The 20,723-nt window shown below is 66.9% G+C and carries 19 protein-coding genes; 7 read left to right on the top strand and 12 right to left on the bottom strand.

What is annotated here, in order from left to right; genetic code table 11:
- Positions 1–21: 21 nt before the first annotated feature.
- Both ybeY and U6958_RS30260 read right to left on the bottom strand, forming a co-directional pair.
- Complete coding sequence (ybeY, locus tag U6958_RS30265; RefSeq protein ID WP_016446534.1) at positions 22–480, bottom strand: rRNA maturation RNase YbeY; 459 nt, start codon at positions 478–480, stop codon at positions 22–24.
- 70 nt (positions 481–550) lie between these two features.
- Entirely contained in the window at positions 551–1,522 is a 972-nt protein-coding gene (locus U6958_RS30260; protein ID WP_016446533.1) for a PhoH family protein, read from the bottom strand.
- A 125-nt stretch (positions 1,523–1,647) separates the two neighbouring features.
- Here U6958_RS30260 and ruvA point away from each other — a divergent pair, with 125 nt between their 5' ends.
- Together ruvA and ruvB are read left to right on the top strand one after the other, a co-directional pair.
- Positions 1,648–2,220, top strand: a complete 573-nt coding sequence (gene ruvA / locus U6958_RS30255; RefSeq protein ID WP_016446532.1) for a Holliday junction branch migration protein RuvA — start codon at positions 1,648–1,650, stop codon at positions 2,218–2,220.
- A gap of 7 nt (positions 2,221–2,227) precedes the next feature.
- Complete coding sequence (ruvB, locus tag U6958_RS30250; RefSeq protein ID WP_016451874.1) at positions 2,228–3,313, top strand: Holliday junction branch migration DNA helicase RuvB; 1,086 nt, start codon at positions 2,228–2,230, stop codon at positions 3,311–3,313.
- Positions 3,314–3,320: 7 nt separating this feature from the next.
- On the opposite strand, the gene U6958_RS30245 is transcribed toward ruvB, so the two are convergent.
- The 5 genes from U6958_RS30245 to U6958_RS30225 form a co-directional block, all read right to left on the bottom strand.
- Entirely contained in the window at positions 3,321–4,037 is a 717-nt protein-coding gene (locus tag U6958_RS30245) for an MgtC/SapB family protein (RefSeq protein WP_012203158.1), read from the bottom strand.
- Between the two features lie 63 nt (positions 4,038–4,100).
- Entirely contained in the window at positions 4,101–6,860 is a 2,760-nt protein-coding gene (gene mgtA / locus U6958_RS30240; protein ID WP_074920583.1) for a magnesium-translocating P-type ATPase, read from the bottom strand.
- Positions 6,861–6,878: 18 nt separating this feature from the next.
- Positions 6,879–7,298 carry a hypothetical protein gene (locus U6958_RS30235; protein WP_034367374.1) on the bottom strand — a complete coding sequence of 140 codons (420 nt, stop codon included), beginning with the start codon at positions 7,296–7,298 and terminating at the stop codon, positions 6,879–6,881.
- A gap of 214 nt (positions 7,299–7,512) precedes the next feature.
- Positions 7,513–7,749, bottom strand: a complete 237-nt coding sequence (locus U6958_RS30230) for a hypothetical protein (RefSeq protein ID WP_012203161.1) — start codon at positions 7,747–7,749, stop codon at positions 7,513–7,515.
- Between the two features lie 292 nt (positions 7,750–8,041).
- A complete protein-coding gene (locus U6958_RS30225) occupies positions 8,042–9,877 on the bottom strand; it encodes a lysoplasmalogenase family protein (RefSeq protein WP_074920581.1) in 1,836 nt (611 codons plus the stop codon).
- A gap of 236 nt (positions 9,878–10,113) precedes the next feature.
- Between U6958_RS30225 and U6958_RS30220 the strand changes: the two genes are divergently transcribed.
- Positions 10,114–11,118, top strand: a complete 1,005-nt coding sequence (locus U6958_RS30220) for a tripartite tricarboxylate transporter substrate binding protein (RefSeq protein ID WP_016446526.1) — start codon at positions 10,114–10,116, stop codon at positions 11,116–11,118.
- A gap of 24 nt (positions 11,119–11,142) precedes the next feature.
- On the opposite strand, the gene U6958_RS30215 is transcribed toward U6958_RS30220, so the two are convergent.
- Together U6958_RS30215 and U6958_RS30210 are read right to left on the bottom strand one after the other, a co-directional pair.
- Entirely contained in the window at positions 11,143–11,784 is a 642-nt protein-coding gene (locus tag U6958_RS30215) for a histidine phosphatase family protein (RefSeq protein WP_074920579.1), read from the bottom strand.
- A gap of 206 nt (positions 11,785–11,990) precedes the next feature.
- Entirely contained in the window at positions 11,991–12,482 is a 492-nt protein-coding gene (locus U6958_RS30210) for a DUF2501 domain-containing protein (RefSeq protein ID WP_074920577.1), read from the bottom strand.
- A gap of 354 nt (positions 12,483–12,836) precedes the next feature.
- Between U6958_RS30210 and U6958_RS30205 the strand changes: the two genes are divergently transcribed.
- The 4 genes from U6958_RS30205 to U6958_RS30190 are packed head-to-tail and all read left to right on the top strand — an operon-like array spanning position 12,837 to position 18,060.
- Positions 12,837–14,429: an ABC transporter substrate-binding protein gene (locus U6958_RS30205; protein ID WP_074920575.1), complete on the top strand. Its 1,593-nt coding sequence runs from the start codon at positions 12,837–12,839 to the stop codon at positions 14,427–14,429.
- 6 nt (positions 14,430–14,435) lie between these two features.
- On the top strand, positions 14,436–15,401 hold the full coding sequence (locus U6958_RS30200) for an ABC transporter permease (protein ID WP_016446522.1): 966 nt from the start codon (positions 14,436–14,438) through the stop codon (positions 15,399–15,401).
- On the top strand, positions 15,398–16,336 hold the full coding sequence (locus tag U6958_RS30195; protein WP_012203172.1) for an ABC transporter permease: 939 nt from the start codon (positions 15,398–15,400) through the stop codon (positions 16,334–16,336). The genes U6958_RS30200 and U6958_RS30195 overlap by 4 nt, the downstream gene beginning before the upstream one ends.
- Complete coding sequence (locus tag U6958_RS30190; RefSeq protein ID WP_074920571.1) at positions 16,333–18,060, top strand: ABC transporter ATP-binding protein; 1,728 nt, start codon at positions 16,333–16,335, stop codon at positions 18,058–18,060. Before U6958_RS30195 ends, U6958_RS30190 begins: the two co-directional genes overlap by 4 nt.
- A 75-nt stretch (positions 18,061–18,135) precedes the next feature.
- Here U6958_RS30190 and U6958_RS30185 read toward each other — a convergent pair whose 3' ends face one another.
- The 3 genes from U6958_RS30185 to U6958_RS30175 all read right to left on the bottom strand — a co-directional run bounded on the left by U6958_RS30185 (position 18,136) and on the right by U6958_RS30175 (position 20,711).
- Positions 18,136–18,834, bottom strand: a complete 699-nt coding sequence (locus U6958_RS30185; protein WP_043789896.1) for a DUF4136 domain-containing protein — start codon at positions 18,832–18,834, stop codon at positions 18,136–18,138.
- A gap of 77 nt (positions 18,835–18,911) precedes the next feature.
- Positions 18,912–19,853, bottom strand: a complete 942-nt coding sequence (ttcA, locus tag U6958_RS30180; RefSeq protein WP_074920569.1) for a tRNA 2-thiocytidine(32) synthetase TtcA — start codon at positions 19,851–19,853, stop codon at positions 18,912–18,914.
- Positions 19,854–19,865: 12 nt separating this feature from the next.
- Positions 19,866–20,711 carry a sterol desaturase family protein gene (locus U6958_RS30175; RefSeq protein ID WP_083393551.1) on the bottom strand — a complete coding sequence of 282 codons (846 nt, stop codon included), beginning with the start codon at positions 20,709–20,711 and terminating at the stop codon, positions 19,866–19,868.
- Between the last annotated feature and the right edge of the window lie 12 nt (positions 20,712–20,723).

Raw genomic sequence — 20,723 nt, 5'->3', positions numbered from 1 at the left:
CCGCGCGGGGCCTGGTGCCGCCTACTTGGCGTAGGGGTCGGCAAAGCCCAGCTCGACCATGATCTCGGTCTCGTAGGCTTCCATTTCCTCGGCGTCCTGCTCGCTGGTTTCATGGTCCCAGCCCTGGGCGTGCAGCGTGCCATGCACCAGCAGGTGGGCGTAGTGCTCCTCCAGCGTCTTGTTCTGCTCGCGCGCCTCGCGCTCGACCACGGGGGCGCACAGCACCAGGTCGGCCATGGCGGTGGGCTCCTGCTGGTAGTCGAAGGTCAGGACGTTGGTGGCGTAGTCCTTTTGCCGGTACTCGCGGTTGAGCTGCTGGCCTTCCTCGGCATCGACGATGCGCACGGTGATTTCGGCATCGACGGCCAGGGCGTGGCGTATCCAGCGCGTGACCTTGCTGCGGGACAGCACGGCGCGGTGGGCGGGCGCCTCGGCAAAGCGCGCGAATTGCAGGGACAGTTGCAGTTGGTTCAGGGACATGGGGAAGTGCGTGGGCGTGAGCTTGTGCTTTGGAGCGCCCGTGGGCGGGCGTCTGCTGTGGCTGTCGGGATCAAGGCGCTGCAAGGCGCGGTGCGGCACGGCGTGCCGGGGCTTGGCCGCGTGCGTCGTAGGCGTCCACGATGCGGGCCACCAGCGGGTGGCGCACCACGTCGGCGCTGGTGAAGTGGTTGATGGCGATGCCCTTGACGCGCTTCAAGACGCGCTCGGCATCGATCAGGCCGCTCAGGGCGCCCTTGGGCAGGTCGATCTGGCTGACGTCGCCCGTGACCACGGCGCGGGCGCCGAAGCCGATGCGCGTGAGGAACATCTTCATCTGCTCGGGCGTGGTGTTCTGCGCCTCGTCCAGGATGACGAAGGCGTTGTTCAGCGTGCGCCCGCGCATGAAGGCCAGCGGCGCGATCTCCAGCACATTGCGCTCGAAGGCCTTTTGCACCTTCTCGTAGCCCATGAGGTCGTAGAGCGCGTCGTACAGCGGGCGCAGGTAGGGGTCGACCTTCTGCGTGAGGTCGCCGGGCAGAAAGCCCAGGCGCTCGCCTGCTTCCACGGCCGGGCGCGTGAGCACGATGCGCTGCACGGCGCTGCGCTCCAGCGCGTCCACGGCGCAGGCCACGGCCAGGTAGGTCTTGCCGGTGCCGGCCGGGCCGATGCCGAAGGTGATGTCGTGGCGGGCGATGTTCTCCAGGTAGGCCGACTGGTTGGCCGTGCGCGCGCGCAGGTCGGGGCGGCGCGTGGAAAGCTGGATGGCGTCCAGGGGCTGCTCGATGAGTTCGGTGTCGCCGGCCAGCATGAGCTGCAGCGAATCGTCCAGGATGGGGTCGTCGGCCATCTCGTAGAGGGCCTGCAGCAGCTCCAGTGCGTCGTTGGCCTTGGCCTTGGGGCCGTCGATCTTGAATTGCTCGTGGCGGTGGGCGATCTTGACGCCCAGTGCGATCTCGATGGTGCGCAGGTGCGCGTCGGCCGGGCCGCACAGATGGCTCAACCGGTTGTTGTCGTGGGGTGTGAAGGTGTGGCGCAGGATCACGCGGATAATTCCAGAGATTCCGGGCGGCGGCCAGCGCGAGGGCGTGGTGCCATACCCTGTGAATGGGCCGGCGTTCGGTTGCGGACGGGCATGAAAAGCCGCCCCTGGGGCGGCAAAGGACACCAATGATAGGCAAATTGACAGGAACGCTGCTGGAAAAAAACCCGCCCGAGGTGCTGGTGGACTGCGGCGGCGTGGGCTACGAGGTGCAGGTGCCCATGAGCACCTTCTACAACCTGCCGGCCAGCGGGGCCAGGGTCAGCCTGCTGACGCACTTCGTGGTGCGCGAGGATGCGCAGCTTCTGTACGGCTTTGGCACGCACAGCGAGCGCCAGGCGTTCCGCGAGCTGATCAAGATCACCGGCATCGGCCCGCGCATGGCGCTGTCGGTGCTCAGCGGCATGAGCGTGGAGGACCTGGCCCAGGCCGTGACGCTGCAGGAGGTGGGCCGCCTGGTCAAGGTGCCGGGCATCGGCAAGAAGACGGCCGAGCGCCTGCTGCTGGAGCTCAAGGGCAAGATCGGCGCCGATACGGGCGCGCAGTCGCTGTTCGTGAACAACGACCAGAACGACATCGTGCAGGCGCTGATGGCGCTGGGCTATTCCGACAAGGATGCGGCCGCCGCGCTCAAGAAGCTGCCGCCCGACGTGGGCGTGACCGAAGGCATCAAGCTGGCGCTGAAGGCGCTGGCCAAGTGAGCGGCGCATGAGCATCCATACCGACGATTTCGGGCAGGGCGGCTTTCCGCAGGGCGGTTTCGCGCCCGACAAGGCACCGGAAAAGCCGCGCATGATTTCGGCAGCGCCGGTCTCGCGCGGGGAAGAGGCCATGGAGCGCGCCCTGCGCCCCAAGCTGCTGCAGGAGTACGTGGGCCAGGCCAAGGCGCGCGAGCAGCTGGAGATCTTCATCGGCGCGGCCCGAAAGCGCAGCGAGGCGCTGGACCATGTGCTGCTGTTCGGCCCGCCGGGCCTGGGCAAGACCACGCTGTCGCACATCATCGCGGCCGAGCTGGGCGTGAACCTGCGCCAGACCAGCGGCCCGGTGCTGGAAAAGCCCAAGGACCTGGCGGCGCTGCTGACCAACCTCGAAGCCAACGATGTGCTGTTCATCGACGAGATCCACCGCCTGTCGCCCGTGGTCGAGGAAATCCTCTACCCGGCGCTGGAGGACTACCAGATCGACATCATGATCGGCGAGGGGCCGGCGGCGCGCTCCATCAAGCTGGACCTGCAGCCGTTCACGCTGGTGGGCGCGACCACGCGCGCGGGCATGCTGACCAACCCGCTGCGCGACCGCTTCGGCATCGTGGCGCGGCTGGAGTTCTATACGGCCGAGGAGCTGGCGCGCATCGTGCGGCGCAGTGCAGGCCTGTTGAACGCGCCCATCGATGACGAGGGCGCCTTCGAGATCGCGCGCCGCTCGCGCGGCACGCCGCGCATTGCCAACCGCCTGCTGCGCCGCGTGCGCGACTATGCCGATGTGCGCGGCGACGGCAGCATCACGCGCGAGTTGGCCGACCGTGCGCTGGCCATGCTCGATGTCGATCCCCAGGGCTTCGACATCATGGACCGCAAGCTGCTGGAGGCCGTGGTGCACCGCTTCGACGGCGGCCCCGTGGGCCTGGACAACATCGCGGCCAGCATCGGCGAGGAGGCGGGCACCATCGAGGATGTGATCGAGCCCTACCTGATCCAGCAGGGCTTTTTGCAGCGCACGCCGCGCGGGCGCATGGCGACCCAGGCGGCGTACCGCCACCTGGGCCTTCCCGTGCCGGGCGACGACGCCAGCTGACGCAGGCTCATTCCTCCGTGCCGGCGTTCCAGAAGGCCTGCAGCACGCCGGGCAGGGCCTCGATGGCGGCGATCACGCGGTCCAGCTCGTCGGAGTCCACCGAGGTGGCGTAGAGCATGGCCTCGATCTCGGTGTCCTGCGGGCCGAAGGCATGGGTTTCCACGCCTCGCACGGGGTAGCTGGCGTTCTCCAGCAGCTCCAGCATCTGCTCGCGCACATCGCCCTGGGCGCCGCGGTGGCAGATGGCGTAGACGTAGTAGGTCGACTCCGTGGATTCGTCATCCACCGGGCGGCGGTTGATGCGGTTGACCACGGGGCGCAGCAAGGTGTTGCTGGCCAGCACGAACAGCGTGGCCAGGCCGGCCTCGGCCACCAGGCTGGCGCCCGCGCAGGCGCCCACGGCGGCCGAGCCCCACAGCGTGGCCGCCGTGTTCAGCCCGGTGATGTTGGCCCCTTCCTTCATGATGGCGCCCGCACCCAGGAAGCCCACGCCCGAGACCACGTAGGCCACCACGCGCGTGGCGCCCTCGGCCCCGCCCAGGCGCACGGCCAGATCCACGAAGACGGCCGCGCCCACGGCGACCAGGGTGTTGGTGCGCAGCCCCGCCGTGCGCTGGCGCACCTGGCGCTCCAGGCCGATGAGGGCGCCGAACACGAAGGCCGTGGTCAGGCTGACGAAGGTGTCCAGCATGGCGCCGGGGTTGAGGTTCTGCAGGGCCTGCATGGGGTTCCGGGCTTTCCTGGTGAATGGGTTGAAGGGGCGTTGAAAGAGGCGCTGAAGGGTGCGTCACTGCCAGCCGTAGCGGCGGATGTAGACGCGCTTGAGCAGCGTGGCCAGGCAAGCGTAGCCCAGCAATATGGCAATCATCCACGGGAAGTAGGCCGCCGGCAGCGCCTGCAGCTTGAAGTAGCCGGCCAGGGGCCCCATCGGCAGGAAGATGCCGGCCGCCATCACGGCCGCCGTGGCCAGCAGCAGCGGCCAGGACGGGCGGCTTTGCAGGAAGGGGATCCTGGGCGTGCGGATCATGTGCACGATCAGCGTCTGCGTGAGCAGCCCGATGACGAACCAGCCCGACTGGAACAGCGTCTGCTGTCCGGGCGTGTTGGCGGCGAAGACGAACCACATCAGCGCGAAGGTCAGGATGTCGAACAGCGAGCTGATGGGCCCGAAGAACACCATGAAGCGGCCCAGGTCGGCCGGGTTCCAGCGCAGCGGCTGGCGCACCAGTTCGTCGTCCACGTTGTCGAAGGGGATGGCGATCTGCGAGAGGTCGTACAGCAGGTTCTGCACCAGCAGGTGCAGCGGCAGCATGGGCAGGAAGGGGATGAAGGCCGAGGCCACCATCACCGAGAACACGTTGCCGAAGTTGGAGCTGGCCGTCATGCGGATGTACTTCAGCATGTTGCTGAAGGTGCGCCGGCCCTCGATCACGCCCTGCTCCAGCACCATCAGGCTTTTTTCCAGCAGGATGATGTCGGCCGCTTCCTTGGCGATGTCCACGGCGCTGTCCACGCTGATGCCGATGTCGGCCGCGCGCAGGGCCGGGGCGTCGTTGATGCCGTCGCCCATGAAGCCGGTGATGTGGCCGTTGGCGCGCAGCGCATGCACGATGCGCTCCTTGTGCAGCGGCGTGAGCCGGGCGAACAGCTGGTGCCGCTCCACCGTCTGGCGCAGCATCTCGTCGTTCATGTGCTCGATCTGCGTGCCCAGGACGATGTGGTCTGCGGGCAGCCCCACATCGCGGCAGACCTTGGCGGCCACCAGTTCGTTGTCGCCGGTCAGCAGCTTGACGGCCACGCCGTGCGCGGCCAGGGCGGCCAGCGCCTCGGCCGTGGTTTCCTTCGGTGGGTCCAGGAAGGCGATGTAGCCGATCAGGGTCAGCTCCGACTCGTCGGCCACGCCGTAGTCGCTCTTGTGCGGCGGCACTTCCTTCATGGCCACGGCGACCACGCGCAGGCCCTCGCGGTTGAGCTCGCGCGTCACGCGGCGCACGCGGGCCAGCTGCTCCTCGTCCAGCGGGCGCGTGCCGTCGCCCTCGCGCAGCCGGGTGCAGGCGCCCAGGATTTCCTCGACCGCGCCCTTGCAGATCAGCTCGTGGTGGTGGCCGCGCTCGGCCACCACCACGGACATGCGGCGGCGCTCGAAGTCGAAGGGGATCTCATCGACCTTGCGGTAGTCCTCGGCCAGGCGCATCTGGGTGTGCAGCTCCACGTGTTCCAGCACGGCATGGTCGAGCAGGTTCTTCAGGCCGGTCTGGTAGTGGCTGTTGAGGTAGGCGAAGCGCAGCGTCTCGTCGCAGGGCTGGCCGAAGGCGTCGGTGTGGCGCTCCAGCACGATGCGGTCCTGGGTCAGCGTGCCGGTCTTGTCGGTGCACAGCACGTCCATGGCGCCGAAGTTCTGGATGGCGTCCAGCCGCTTGACCACGACCTTGCGGCGCGACAGCACCACGGCACCCTTGGCCAGGGTGGAGGTCACGATCATGGGCAGCATCTCGGGCGTCAGGCCCACGGCCACGGACAGCGCGAACAGGAAGGCCTCGGCCCAGTCGCCCTTGGTGTAGCCGTTGATGAACAGCACCACGGGCACCATCACGGCCGCGAAGCGGATCAGCAGCCAGCTGACGCTGTTGACCCCGGTCTCGAAGGCCGTGGGCGCGCGGTCGTTGGAGGTCACCCGCGTGGCAATGGTGCCGAAATAGCTGCGGTTGCCCGTGGCCAGCACCACGGCCAGCGCCGTGCCCGAGACCACGTTGGTGCCCATGAACAGCAGGTTGCTGGCGTCCAGCACGCCGGTGCCATTCGATGCACTGGCGTCGGCGCGCTTTTCCACGGGCAGGGATTCGCCGGTCATGGCGGACTGGCTCACGAACAGGTCCTTGGCGCTGAGCACGCGGCAGTCGGCAGGAATCATGTCCCCGGCCGACAGCACCACGAAATCGCCGGGCACGACCTCGCGCAGTGGCACCTCGTAGCGGCGCGCCTGCTGGCCGAAGCCGCTGTGCGGTGCGTCTGCGGAGTCGGCATCTGCAGGGGCCGGTGGGCCGCCATTGCGGCGCAGCACCGTGGCCGTGCTGCTGACCATGGCCTTGAGCCGCGCGGCGGCGCGGTTGGAGCGGCCTTCCTGCACAAAGCGCAGCAGCGTGGACAGCAGCACCATGGAGGCGATGACGACCGTGGCCTTCATGTCCTCCGTGGCGTAGGAGACCACGGCCAGCAGCGTCAGCAGCAGGTTGAAGGGATTGCGGTAGCAGTACCACAGGTGCAGCCAGCCGGGCAGCGGCTTTTCGTGCTCGACCTCGTTGGGGCCGAGACGTGCGAGCGCGCCGCGGGCCTGCTCGCGGGTCAGGCCGTCCTCGCTGGAGCTGGTGCGCGCCAGCACGGCGGCGATGTCATCGCGCGAGGCGCGCAGCAGCTCGCGCGTGAGGGTCGGCGATACCGGGCGCGAGTGGTGCACGGCTGTGCCCGAGGGCAGGGCATTGCGCCGGAACAGCCCCAGGGCGTGGCGGCTGCGCAAAAAGGCCTGGAACAGGTGCTTGAGGTTTTTCATGGCGACCTCCCCGGTGGCTCAGGCCTGGCTCGAGCGAAGGGTGGCGCGCAGCCAGTGCCAGTTGCGCTGGCAGGCGCACAGCAGGCGGCGGCGCAGCGGCGGGCGGGCCACGGTGGCCGACTGCAGCCATTGGCGCCGCGCATGGGCAGGCAGGTGGCGGTAGACCTCGGCGCGCTCCTGCGCCGCCAGCAGGGACAGAACGTCGGCCTGCTGGCGCTGCGTGAGCGCCACGAGGGAATGGGCGAAGAGATCGGGGCCGTGTTGCTGCAGCAGGGTGTGCAGTTGCCCAGTGTGGCGTGCCGCAATGGCGGCTTGCAGGGCCAGCTGCAAGGTGCTGGCGCGGGTGGTGTGGGAGGTGCGGCTGGCGCGTGTGGAGACGGGTGCTGTTGCGGGTGTGGCTGCGGGCATGGTCCGCAGTGCGGTGATGACGTGTTGCATGGCGGGCTTCTTTCGTTGCGGCCGAAAGAAGCCCGGCACCTATCCGTCAATGGACGTGCACGGGCCTCCCGGCCGGGGCCTTGGGAAGGGGCGGAAGGGCCGCAGGCATGTGCGGCCGGACCGTATCGGAGGGGTCAGGGCAAGATCGACTCGGCTCGGGGTCCATGGGGGAACTCCTTTCTGACGATGGGGCGGACAAGGCTGCGGCGCGCGCTCAGCGCGGCTGCAGGCTCAGAAAGCTGCGGATGCGGTGCGTGGGCCAGTGGGTCTGCAGGTCCAGGTGCATGGCGTGCTCCATGGCCGATGGGGCCTGGGCCTGCATCTGTGCCTGTGCCTTGGCCTGCATTGCTGCCTGGGAGGCCGCCACGCGCGTGCCGGTGGCGCCGGGGCAGGGCGCGGCAGTGGCAGGCTGCAGGCGTTGCATTGCGGGGCGGACGAACGGTGTGGACATGGCTTTCTCCTTGGCGAACCAGGAAGACCGCCGTAGGCAGGGCCGTCAAGCAGCGTGGGCCGGGCGCTGCTCGATGGCAGCCACACGGGCACGCGGTCAGTGATCAACAGCCATTGGAATCTTCGGTGCAGGAGCGGCGTGCCTGATGCAGGCCAAGCGCCACTGCAGCGCCGGGCGGCGCGAAGATTCCAAGGGGAAACGCAGCAATGGATGGAAGCCGGCCGACATGGCCGCTCCCTTCACAGGAGTCGGTCAGTCAGCCAGAAGCGTAGCCATTGCGGCGCGCTGTTTGTCACTGGTTGAACTGGCACTGTCCACGGAAGGACTCCTGAAAATGCGATCCCGCCATTGTGCCTTGCGAGCTGCCTCGGGTCAACCCTGATGTCGATGCGCCACGGGCCAGCCAGCCCTGCACGATCAGCAACTGCGCCGCGTAGTAGGTGGACAGCACGGCGGCTTGCGCCCCGTCGAAAGGCTGCACGAAGCGGTTGATGGCCAGCAGCGAGTCGCTGACCATGAAGAAGCAGGCGCCGATGGCCACGGTCCAGGCGGGCTGGCCGCCCAGGTGCCTGGCGCGGCCCAGGGCCTGCGCCGCCATCAGCGCAATGACCAGCACATAGGCGGCCACGGGCAGGCGCAGCGCGGCGGGCAGCCCGCCCTGCCAGAGGACGGCATACATGCCCGCGCCCAGGGCCAGCGTGGCGGCCAGCGAGGGCCGGTGCGCAAACCAGGGGGCGTCCTGGCGCAGCAGCACGATATAGGCCAGGTGGGCGAGCAGGAAGCTGGCCAGGCCCGGGATGAACAGATCGGGCAGCATCAGGAACACGTCGCCCGCCATCGAGGCCGCCAGCGCCGCGGCCAGCCAGCAGGCGCCGCGCGCGGGTTTCGCCAGCGCCGAGAACGCCGCGCTGCCGCGCCACATCTGCATGACAGCGATCAGCGCAAAGACCATGGCCAGCGGCTTGAACAGCCAGTGCCAGTGCAGCATGTCCAGCACGCTGGTGGCGGTGGCCAGCGCGCCGGCCTCGATGGCCAGGGCCACCCACAGGCTGATGCGCCCCTGCATGGCCGCGCCCAGTGCCCACTGGCAGGCCAGCAGCACGCCAAACCACAGTGCATTGCGCGCCGTCGAGGACTGGTCGGCATGCCACAGGAACAGCGACACCCCGGCGATCAGCGCCACGAACTGCAGGCCCGCAAACCAGCGCAGGCTGCGCTGCATGTCGGATGCGTAGAGCACGCGGTGCGCGTCCAGGTCGAAGGCCGGCCTGGGAAAGCGCTGCGCCACGTCGGCAGGGCGCCACCCGGGCGGCTTGAGCCAGACGCGCAGCTTGTCGCCCCAGCGCCGCGCATGCCAGCTGTCATGGATGAGTTGCCGGTACACCACGGCGTTGGCCCACAGCGGATCCCAGCTTTGCAGCAGGCCGCGCGTGCCGTAGACACAGGGCTCGCTGTCGTCCTCGGGCTTGAAGGTGCCGAACAGGCGGTCCCAGACGATGAGGATGCCGCCGTAGTTCCTGTCCAGGTAGCAGTCATTGACGGCGTGGTGCACGCGGTGGTTGCTGGGCGCGCAGAACCAGCGGTCGAACCAGCCCAGGCGCCGCACCTGCTCGGTATGGACCCAGAACTGGTAGAGCAGATCGATCAGGCCCACGATGGCAAACACCAGCGGCGGCACGCCGGCCAGCGCCATGGGAAGGTAGAACAGCCAGCCCAGCAGCGCGCCCGAGCTGGTCTGGCGCAGCGCCGTCGACAGGTTGTAGTCCTGGCTCTGGTGGTGCACGGCATGTGCGGCCCAGAGCACGGCCACCTCGTGGCCCATGCGGTGAAGCCAGTAGTAGCAGAAGTCGTAGAACAGCAGGGCCAGCAGCCAGCCGGGAATGCTGGTCCAGAAGGCATCGTTGCGCCACAGCGCCAGGTGCTCGAAGGCCAGCGTGTACAGGCCCACGCGCAGCAGCGTGGTGAAGACGGCGCTGGTCTGGCTGAGCATGCCCAGGCTGATGGAGCTGATGGCGTCGGCCAGCCGATAGGCATTGCGCCCGCGCCACAGGCTCACGCCCCATTCCAGCGCGATCAGCAGCAAAAAGGCAGGCGTGGCGAAGACAATGACTTGGCTGGGTGAGAGCATGGTCAGCCGATTCTGGGCATGGCGGCGGGGCAGCGCCTTAGGCGAGAACCCTAGGACACGGAATCACAAGGGTTGAAACGGATTGCAATAAATAGGGCTTCGTGGCAAGCGTGTGGCAGGAAAATTGCACCCTATGGCAGAATCGCCCGCTTTCCACGCGCTGGCCGTCCCTGCCCTGCAGGCCATTGCCAGCCCGCACCGCCTTCGCCGGCATGCGCCGCGCATGCCCACGCTCCATGCACCTGTCCCGACGCTCCCTGCTATCGGCTGCAGCCTCAGTGGCTGCGGCCCTTGCTACTGCACCCGCCGCCCATGCCGCGCCGGGCGCGGGCAAGCCCTGGCCGGCAGCCGGGCCCATCACGCTGATCGTGCCCTTTGGCGCGGGCAGCGATGTGGACGCCACGGCGCGGCTGATCGCCGAAAAGCTGGGTGCGCGGCTGCGCCAGTCGGTGGTGGTGGACAACGTGCCGGCCTCCGGCGGCGTGCTGGGCGTGAGCAAGGTGGCGCGCTCGCATGCCGATGGCTACACGCTGCTGCTGGGCTTTGACGGGCCGGTGAGCATTGCGCAACTGGTGAACTCCTCCGTGCGCTATGACGCCGAGCGCGATCTGGCTCCCGTGGGCCTGACTTCGGTGGCGCCCATGGTGATCGTGGCCCGCCCTGGCCTGCCCGTGCACAACCTCAACGAGCTGATCAGCATGGCCCGCGCCCGGCCCGGCGCGCTGACCTATGCCACGCCGGGCGTGGGCACGGTGCTGCACCTGGCCATGGAGCGGCTGCAGGAGCGTGCCCGCATCCGCCTGGTCCATGTGCCCTATCGTGGCGTGGCACAGGTCACCAGCGAGGTCATGGGCGGCCAGGTCGATCTGGGCATTCTGATGACCACCGGCGCCACGCCGCTGGTGCAGCAGAAAAAGCTGGAAGGCGTGGGCGTGACCTCGGCACAGCGCATCGACGTGATTCCCGAGGTGATGAGCTTTGCGGAGGCTCCTGATTTGAAGGGCTTCGAGCTGGAAGCCTGGACCGGCCTGTTCGCCCCCGCCCGCACGCCCGAACCCGTGGTCAGCCGCCTGGCCGCCGAACTGGCCGAGGTGCTGAAGCTGCCCGAGGTCCGCAAGCGCCTGCAGGACAGCGGCGCCACGCCCGGCTCGGGCACGCCGGCCACGTTCGCCCAATTCCTGAAGAAGGAAAAGGCGAGCTACACGCAGATCGTCAAGTCCGCCAATATCCAGGTGGAATGAGGGCCTGCGCTGCAGTGCGGGCGTTCAGCTGAAAACCTCGTCGCGCGCACCGCCTTCCAGGTGCTGCACATCGCCCCAGCCGACCAGGCCCAGGCCCTGGGGCGTCCACAGCAGGCGGTTGATGGCCGCGTTGCCCAGCGCCCAGGTGCGTGGTGCCTGCACTTCCTGGTGCGTGGCCAGGCGGTAGAGCACGTCCATCACGCCGCCATGCGCCACGATCACGATCTGCTCGCCTGCGTGGCGGCCGGCCAGGCGGTCCACCGTGGCCGAGATGCGGTCGCGCAGCATCAGCAGCGACTCGCCGCCGCCTGCGGGCACGAACTCGGGATCGCGCTTGCGCCAGCGCAGCGCATCCTCCGGGTGGGACGCCTCGATATCGTTGAAGGTCTGGCCCTCGAAGCTGCCGAAGCATCGCTCGCGCAAGCCCTTGTCGGCCGTCAGCGATGCGCCCGTGGTCGCGGCCACGGCCTCGGCCGTGGCATAGGCACGCAGAAGGTCGCTGCTGTAGATGGCGGCCACCGGCTCGCCCGCCAGGGCATTGCCGGCCTGGGCGGCCTGCCACAGGCCCAGGTCGTTCAGAGGAATGTCCAGATGGCCCTGGATGCGGGCGTCCACATTCCAGGCGGTTTCTCCGTGGCGGATGGCAATGATGCGCGTGGCTTGCATGAGGGGCTGGCGTGGGGTGCTGCAAAAAGGAGCAGGCATTGTCCCGCAAGCCAGGCAAGCCTGCATCGCGCGCCGCCGTTGAAACTGGCGCGGCCCAACTCAGGGACGCCGAGCAAGAGCCGCCTCGCGGCGGGGGCGCCCAGCCGAAGGCGCGTCGTCCCCCTCCGCGAAGCGAGAAGGGGGAAGCGGCGCAGCCGCTCAGGGGGTCAGATCAGCGATTTAGCGTTGTCCAGCACGAAGTCGCAGGCCTTTTCCTTGAGGTCGCCCTTGAGCTTGTCGATGCTGAAGCTCTTGCCGTTGGAGCCGGTGACCAGGCCGCCCAGGCCGTTCTGGAATCCCGTGTCCTTGGGCTCTTCCTGCTTTTGCATGCCCAGCTTGCTCAGCAACTGGTCCTTGACCTGGGCCGCCTTGTCGGCATTGAGGTAGTTGTTCTTCATGCAGTAGGAGATGACGCCTGCCGCATTGCCGGCCGTGGCCGAGGGGCTCAGGCCCAGGGCGGACAGCGCGCCCGCACCGCCTGCGCCCGCACCCAGCATGCCGCCGAGGCCGGAGCCGGCGCCTTCGCTGCTGGCGGCGGCCTTGTCACCGCCAAGGCCCGAGGCCTGGCGCAGCGAGTCGCCCAGGCCCGACGCCTGGGCAGGCAGGGCGCCCAGGCCCAGCATGGCGCACAGCAGTGCGCTGGCAATGGATGTCTTCATGGATGCTTCCTTTCCGCGGCAACCCGCAGGCTCGATACAGGGCCTGAAATTAGCACGCCGTGCGGCGCAGACCTGTGCCCGATTGCAAACCTTTGCCAGAGCGGGCCGTGTCGGTCTTTCGCGTTTTCACTAGCTGTCAAAGCCGTTGGCCTGTCCATGATGGCCGCACACCATTGGCGGGCCGCGGCGGCAGTCTTGTTATTTGGAAATGGCTTTTAAGTATAAAAATCAATTCAACAAGCTGAAAAAGTTATTTAAAGTGGGGCGCACCTATATGGCCCGCTTCTTGCGGCGCCCGGGCTGCTGCGTCGCATGGCCGCCGCCTTTCCAATCAATCCACAGGGGAGCAGACAAATGATCATGAAGATTCTGGGCAGTTCTTTGCTGGCCGCAGGCCTGTTGACCTCGGCCGCGCTGGCCCAGGCCGAGACCGTGCGCTGGGCGCGCGGCTCCGATCCGACTTCGCTGGACCCGCATGCCTTCAATGTGGGCACCAATTTCGTGCTGCTGCACCAGATCTACGAAACCCTGGTCATCCGCTCGGCCGACGGCAAGCTGGTGCCCACGCTGGCGACCTCGTGGAAGATGACCTCCGACCCGTCGGTCTGGGAGTTCAAGCTGCGTCCCAACGTCAAGTTCCATGACGGCACGCCGTTCACGGCGCGCGACGTGGTCTTCTCGCTGAACCGCGCCAAGGGCGAGAACGCCCAGGTCAAGTCCCTGCTGTCCTCGATGGAGGAGGCCAAGGCCGTGGACGATCTCACGGTGCATGTGAAGACCAAGGGGCCGAACCTGATCTTCCCCGACAACCTGACCAATCTCTTCATCATGAGCGAGAAGTGGTCCAAGGCCAACGGCGCCGAGACCACGCAGGACACGGCCAGCAAGACCGAGAACGGCGCCACGCGCGCGGCCAACGGCACGGGCGCCTATGTGCTGGCCAGCCGCGAGGTCGATTCGAAGACGGTGATGAAGCTCAACCCCGACTATTGGGGCAAGGGCCAGTTCCCGCTGCAGGTGACCGAGCTGGTCTACCTGCCCATCAAGTCGCCGGCCACGCGCGTGGCGGCCTTGCTGTCGGGCGAGGTGGATTTCGCCCAGGACATTCCCGCGCAGGACGTGGCGCGCCTGAAGCAGGACAAGCGCCTGCGTATCAATGAAGGCCCCGAGAACCGCTCCATCTTCCTGGGCCTGAACGTGGGTGCGGCCGAGCTCAAGAGCAGCAACGTCAAGGGCAAGAATCCGCTGGCCGATCCCAAGGTGCGCCAGGCCATCGAGCTGGCCATCGACCGCGATGCGATCAAGCGCTCGGTGATGCGCGGCCTGTCGATTCCCACCGGCGTGATCGCGCCGTCGTTCGTCAACGGCTACGACAAGGCCTTTGCGGCCTATCCCAAGGCGGATGCCGCCAAGGCCAAGCAACTGCTGGCCGAGGCGGGCTACCCCAACGGCTTCACCATCACGCTGAACACGCCCAACGACCGCTATGTGAACGACGAGGCCATCGCCACGGCAGTGGCCGGTTTCCTGAGTCGCATCGGCATCAAGACCGAAGTCTCGGCCCGGCCGATCGCCATGCACAGCGTCTCGCTGACCAAGGCGGACAGCGACTTCTACCTGTACGGCTGGGGCGTGCCCACCTACGACTCGGCCTACATCTTCGACTTCCTGGTGCATACGCGCGGCAAGGACAGCCGTGGCGCGCAGAACGCGACGCACTACAGCAATGCCGATGTGGATGCCAAGATCCTGTCCCTGTCCTCGGAGAGCGACAAGGCAAAGCGCGATGCCACCATCAAGAGCATCTGGGAGACCGTGCAAAAGGAGCGCTTCTACATTGCGCTGCATGACCAGGTGATCCACTTCGCGTCCGTGCCCCGGCTCAATGTGCCCGTGCACCCGGACAACGCGCTGCACTTCAAGTTCGTCAAGTTCGAGAAGAAGTAAGCGCCGATGCTGGTCCATCTGCTGCGCCGGCTGGGCCAGTCCGCCCTGGTCCTGCTGGCCGTCTCCTTTGTCTCGTTCATGGTGTTCCGCCATATCGGCGATCCCACGATCAGCCTGCTGGGCGAGGACGCGACGGTTGCCGAGCGCGAGGCGCTGACGGAAAGCCTGGGCTTCAACAAGCCCGTGCCGCTGCAGTACCTGGCTTACGTGGGCAAGGTGCTGCAGGGCGACCTGGGCATCTCCTACCGGCTCAAGCGCCCCGTGACCGAGATCATTGCCGAGCGCCTGCCCGCCACGCTGGAGCTGGCGATGACGGCGGCTCTGTTCGCCCTGGTCATCGGCGTGGCGCTGGGCGTGTACACGGCCATACGGCGCGAGGGCTGGCTGAGCCGCTCGATCATGACGGTGTCGCTGGTGGGCGTGTCCCTGCCCACCTTCCTGATCGGCATCGCCCTGATCTACCTGTTTGCCGTGGAGCTGCGCTGGCTGCCGTCCTTCGGGCGCGGCGAGACGGTGAAGCTGGGCGGCTGGGAGACCGGGCTGCTGACGGCCTCGGGCTGGTCGGCGCTGATCCTGCCGGCCATCACGCTGGGCTTCTACAACATGACGCTGATCATGCGCCTGGTGCGCGCCGAGATGCTGGAGGTGCTGCGCGCCGACTACATGCGCTTCGGCCGCGCGCGCGGGCTGCGCGAGCGCGACCTGTACTTCGGCCATGCGCTGCGCAACACCCTGATTCCCGTGATCACCATCGCGGGCCTGCAGATCGGCTCGCTGATCGCCTTTGCCATCGTCACCGAGACCGTGTTCCAGTGGCCCGGCGTGGGCCTGCTGTTCATCTCCTCCATCCAGGGCGTGGACGTGCCGCTGATCGCCGCCTACCTGATGTTCATCGCGCTGCTGTACGTGGGCATCAACCTGCTCGTCGATTTCCTGTACGTGATCGTGGACCCCCGCTTGAGAAACCGATGACCGATTCCGCCAAACAAGCAATCCCTCCCACGGGCTGGCGCGCCAGCGACTCGCCGGTCAAGCGCGCTTTTGCACGCTCGCGCCTGGTGCAGGCGGCGGCGCTGGTGCTGGCGCTGATCGTGGCGGCCACGCTGCTGTCGCCCTGGCTGGCCTGGCAGAACCCCTTCGATCCGGCCAATCTGGACCTGATGGACGCCTTCACGCCGCCGGGCCAGGCGGGCACCAGCGGCACGCTGTACGCGCTGGGATCGGACGACCAGGGCCGCGATGTGTGGAGCGCCATCCTCTACGGGCTGCGCATGTCGGTGCTGGTGGGCGTGTCGGCCGTGGGGCTGTCCCTGCTGATCGGCGTGCCGCTGGGCCTGGTCTGCGGCTATGCGGGCGGCTGGTTCGACACGCTGATGATGCGCATCGCCGATGTGCAGCTGACCTTTCCCGTGATCCTGGTGGCGCTGCTGGTCTTCGGCATCGCACGCGGCCTGCTGCCCGAGGGCTACCGCGACGACATGGCGGTCTTCGTGATCATCGTGGCCATCGGCCTGTCCGACTGGGTGCAGTACGCACGCACCGTGCGCGGCGCGGTGATGGTGGAAAAGCACAAGGACTACGTGCTGGCGGCCCAGCTCATAGGCCGCAGCCGCGTGGCCATCCTGGTGCGCCACATCCTGCCCAACCTGCTGGCGCCCATCCTGGTGATCGCCACCATCAGCTTCGCGCATGCCATCGTGGCCGAGTCCACGCTGTCCTACCTGGGCGTGGGCCTGCCGCCAACCCAGCCTTCGCTGGGCACGCTGATCCGCATCGGCCAGGGCTTCCTGTTCTCGGGCGAGTGGTGGATATTGCTGTTCCCCTCGCTGGTGCTGCTGGCGCTGGCGCTGTCCGTCAACCTCGTCGGCGACTGGCTGCGCGACGCACTGAACCCCAAGCTGCAATGAGCACGACACAAGAATCCGGGCAGCCCCCCGCACAGCCTGCGGTGCTGAGCGTTCGCGGCCTGTCCGTCACCTTCGACACCTACAAGGGCCCCGTGCAGGTGCTGGACGATGTGTCCTTCGACATTGCGCCCGGCGAGATCCTGGGCGTGGTCGGCGAGTCTGGCGCGGGCAAGTCCATGACGGGCGCCGCCGTGATCGGCCTGATCGAGCCGCCGGGCCGCATCTCGGCCGGCACGGTGCAGTTGCGCGGCGAGCGCATCGACACGCTGCGCGGCGAGGACCTGCGGCGCATACGCGGCCGGCGCATAGGCTCCATCTTCCAGGACCCGCTGACCAGCCTGAACCCGGTCTATACCGTGGGCCGGCATCTGGTGGAGACCATCCGCACGCACCTGCCCGTCTCCGAGAAGGAGGCCGAAGCCCGCGCGCTGGCCCTGCTCGAAGAGGTGGAGATCCCGCAGGCGCGCGAGCGCATGGCCCAGTATCCGCACCAGTTCTCGGGCGGCATGCGCCAGCGCGTGGCCATCGCCCTGGCGCTGTGCGCCGAGCCCGAACTCATCATTGCCGACGAGCCCACCACGGCGCTGGACGTGTCCGTGCAGGCGCAGATCATTGCCCTGCTGCGCCGCGTGTGCAAGGAGCGCGGCGCGGCCGCCATGCTGATCACGCACGACATGGGCGTCATCGCCGAGACGGCCGACCGCGTCATGGTCATGTACCAGGGCCGCGTGCTGGAAACCGGCCCCGTGCGCCAGGTGCTGGACGCGCCGCAGCAGCCCTACACCCAGGTGCTGATGGGCGCCATTCCCAGCGTGCACCACCGCGTGCAGCGCCTGCCCGTGCCCGAGGTGGGCGGCGGCCCGGCCGCGCCCGCCGTGCCCTGGCAGCCCAGGGCCGGAGCGCAGGAGCCCGCGGCTGCCCTGCTGGAGGTCAGGGATCTGTGCAAGGAGTTCGACCTGTCCAGCGGCTGGCTGGCCCGGCTGCTGGCGCGCGAGGACAAAAAGATCCTCAAGGCCGTGGACGGCGTCGGCTTTTCGATCCGCAGGGGCTCCACCTTCGGCCTGGTCGGCGAGTCCGGTTCGGGCAAATCCACGGTGGCGCGCATGGTGGCCGGGCTGACGCCGCCCACCAGCGGCACCGTGCTGTTCGACGGCGTGGACAAGTGGAGCCCGGCCGCCCAGACCGTGGCCATGCGCCGGCGCTTCCAGATGATCTTCCAGGACCCGTATGCCAGCCTGAACCCGCGCTGGACCGTGCAGGAGCTGATTGCCGAACCCCTGCAGGTGCTGGCCCTCACGGCCAGCAAGGACGAGACGGCCGAGCGCGTGCAGGAGGCGCTGCGCCGCGTGCGCATGAAGCCCGACGATGCGCGCAAGTACCCGCACCAGTTCTCGGGCGGGCAGCGCCAGCGCATCGCCATCGCGCGTGCCCTGGCCAGCCGGCCCGAATTCATCATCTGCGACGAACCCACCTCGGCGCTGGACGTCTCGGTCCAGGCCCAGGTGCTCAACCTCATGCGCGACCTGCAGGAGGAGTTCGGCCTGACCTATCTGCTGATCAGCCACAACCTGGCCGTGATCCGCCACATGTGCGACGACATCGGCGTCATGCAGCGCGGCCGACTGGTCGAGACCGGCGAGGCTGGCGCCGTGCTCGATGCGCCGCAGCATCCGTACACGCGCGCGCTGATGGCTGCCGTGCCGGATATGGAGCATGTGCACTGAGGCACTGCTTCAAGCGCCATCACCATGCAAAAAAGGCCTGCGGATGCAGGCCTTTGCTTCTGAGGACACGATGGCTTACCGGGCGGGTGCTGGTGGCGTGGCCGGTGCTGCCTGCGCCGCAGGCGCCCCCTGGGCCGGCTGCTGCGCCGGCGCGCCACCCTGCTGCACCGGCCCGATGGTGGTGCGCACCACGCGCGAGCCCTTGGGCGGGTTGGGGAAGCCGGTGAGCGCGGCGTCGAACAGGATGCCGAAGATGGCCGGGTCGTCGGTCCACACATCCTGGCGCTGGGCCGAGGTCTCGTAGACGATCTGCTGCGTGGTGGCGTTGCGCATCACGATGCTGACGGCGCGGTAGTACTCCAGCGGCGGGCCGTCGAACATGAAGCTGCCGCCGAAGCCCATGCCCCAGCCGCGCCCGTAGCCCACGCCCCAACCCCAGCGCGGGCCGCCCCAGCGGTCGTAGTAGGGCCAGGCGGCGTAGTCGCGCGCATAGCGTGCGTCGGCGCCGATCTGCACGATCAGGCTGGCCCGGGAGTCGTCGCGCTGCAGGCCCACGCGGCCCAGGGCCTGCTGGGCCTGGGACTCGATGGCCGCGAAGTGCGTCTGCGCCTCGCGTTGCGAGGGCAGCACTTCCAGGCGGTAGGTGGGCGGCGCGGGCAGGGCGCCCAGCGTGGAATAGCTCTGGACGGTGCTCTGGACTTCGCGCACGCTGGCGCAGCCCGTAAGCAAGGCCGTGGCCACGATGGCCAGGACATGGATGCAGCGCAGCTTCATGGTGTACTCCTTGGTCGAAAAAAGGCCCGTTTGCACGGGCCTTGGTTGGAGTGGGGCGATTGTTATAGGTTCAGCCGTCAGGACGACAGTTGTACCACCTGCAGACCGGGCAGCGATGCGGACACTGGCATCTCTTCATGGTCGAAGGCCATGTCGCCGTTGGGGTCGGCAATGCCGGTGGCCTTGGCGTTCTTGAAGTCGTGCAGCTCGGGATCCATCATGTGCGTGGTCACGATGTGGCCCATGGCGCGGAACATGCTTTCCACGCGGCCCGGGAATTTCTTGTCCCACTCGCGCAGCAGCTCGCCCACGGCCACGCGCTGCAGGCCGTCCTGGCTGCCGCAGAGGTTGCAGGGGATGATGGGGAAGTTCTGGTACTGGGCCCAGCGCACGGTGTCCTTCTCGGGCACGTAGCACAGCGGGCGGATCACCACATGCTTGCCGTCGTCCGAGACCAGCTTCGGGGGCATGCCCTTCATGCGGCCGCCGTAGAACATGTTGAGCATCAGCGTCTGCACGATGTCGTCGCGGTGGTGGCCCAGGGCCACCTTGGTGCAGCCCAGCTCGTCGGCCACCTTGTACAGGATGGCGCGGCGCAGGCGCGAGCACAGGCCGCAGGTGGTCTTGCCCTCGGGCACCACGCGCTTGACCACGCTGTAGGTGTCCTGCGTTTCGATGTGGTAGTCCACGCCGATGCTCTTGAAGTACTCGGGCAGCACATGGTCGGGAAAACCGGGCTGCTTCTGGTCGAGGTTCACGGCCACCAGCTCGAATTTGACGGGCGCGCGCTTTTGCAGCTTGCGCAGCACGTCCAGCATCGTGTAGCTGTCCTTGCCACCCGACATGCAGACCATGATCTTGTCGCCTTCCTCGATCATGTTGAAGTCGGTGATGGCGCGGCCCACCTCGCGGCACAGGCGCTTTTCGAGCTTGATCTGCTCGCGCTCGATCTTGATGCTGTTCTTGGGTTCCTCTAAATCGGAGGTAGCGATGTCAGAAAAATCTGGATTATTGAGCATGGTGGGTATCCTTTAGTCAATCGCTTCATGAGGTTTTGCTGCTTCTCGAGGAATAGATTTGCGCTCACTAAGAACTATGGGCCATGGAAGCAGCAACGCCCAGCTACGGATGTGGGATAGGCCGGAAATTCCGGTGACCGGAAACTCTTCTGGGCCAGGAAGGTGACGTGTGAGGAAAATACGATCCCACATCTGAGTGAAGACGCCAAAATTTCTATCGTAGTGATGCTCTTCAATGGAGTGGTGAATTCTGTGGTATGCAGGTGTGATAATGATTTTTTCCAGCATTCCGAATCTGAAAGATACATTCCAGTGCATGAATATTCCATTGAGTGACATTAATATGGAGACCCACAATGGCATATTCTTGGTGCCGCCCATCAGGAATATCAGCGGAGCAGTGATGATGAAAAATCGAAAACCCTCTTCAAGCCAGTGATGGCGTCCTACTGTGGTAGCTGATGTGTTGACATCCGAGTGATGCACCATGTGGTAACGCCACAGAAATGGAATCTGGTGCTGTGCTCTATGTAGCCAGTAGTAAAGGAAGTCAAAAAATGCGATATATGCAATCCATAGCAGGATTTGTCTGATTGGAGTGTCAGCCCATTTTCTGGCTTGGAGGATATCTGTTGGAATATAAGCTTCCAAAAATGGAATAACGGAGCTGAGAGCCGTAGCTCCGATGGCTAAGCCTAGTGGTAGGTAAATAATATTGGAGAGAATGGTGGGCCAATGCGATTTCTTCCCAGGTTTGAGGATTTCAAGAAATGTGGCAACAGCAAGTACGGGCCACCATGCTTTCAGGGCAGATAGTACGTTATTAAAATCATTTAAGAAATCTGTAAGCATATCCATGGTGGCATTTTA

This window comes from Delftia lacustris, assembly GCF_040267515.1.
GTDB classification, from domain to species: domain Bacteria; phylum Pseudomonadota; class Gammaproteobacteria; order Burkholderiales; family Burkholderiaceae_C; genus Comamonas; species Comamonas tsuruhatensis.
This window is presented reverse-complemented; position numbering and strand designations above follow the sequence as displayed.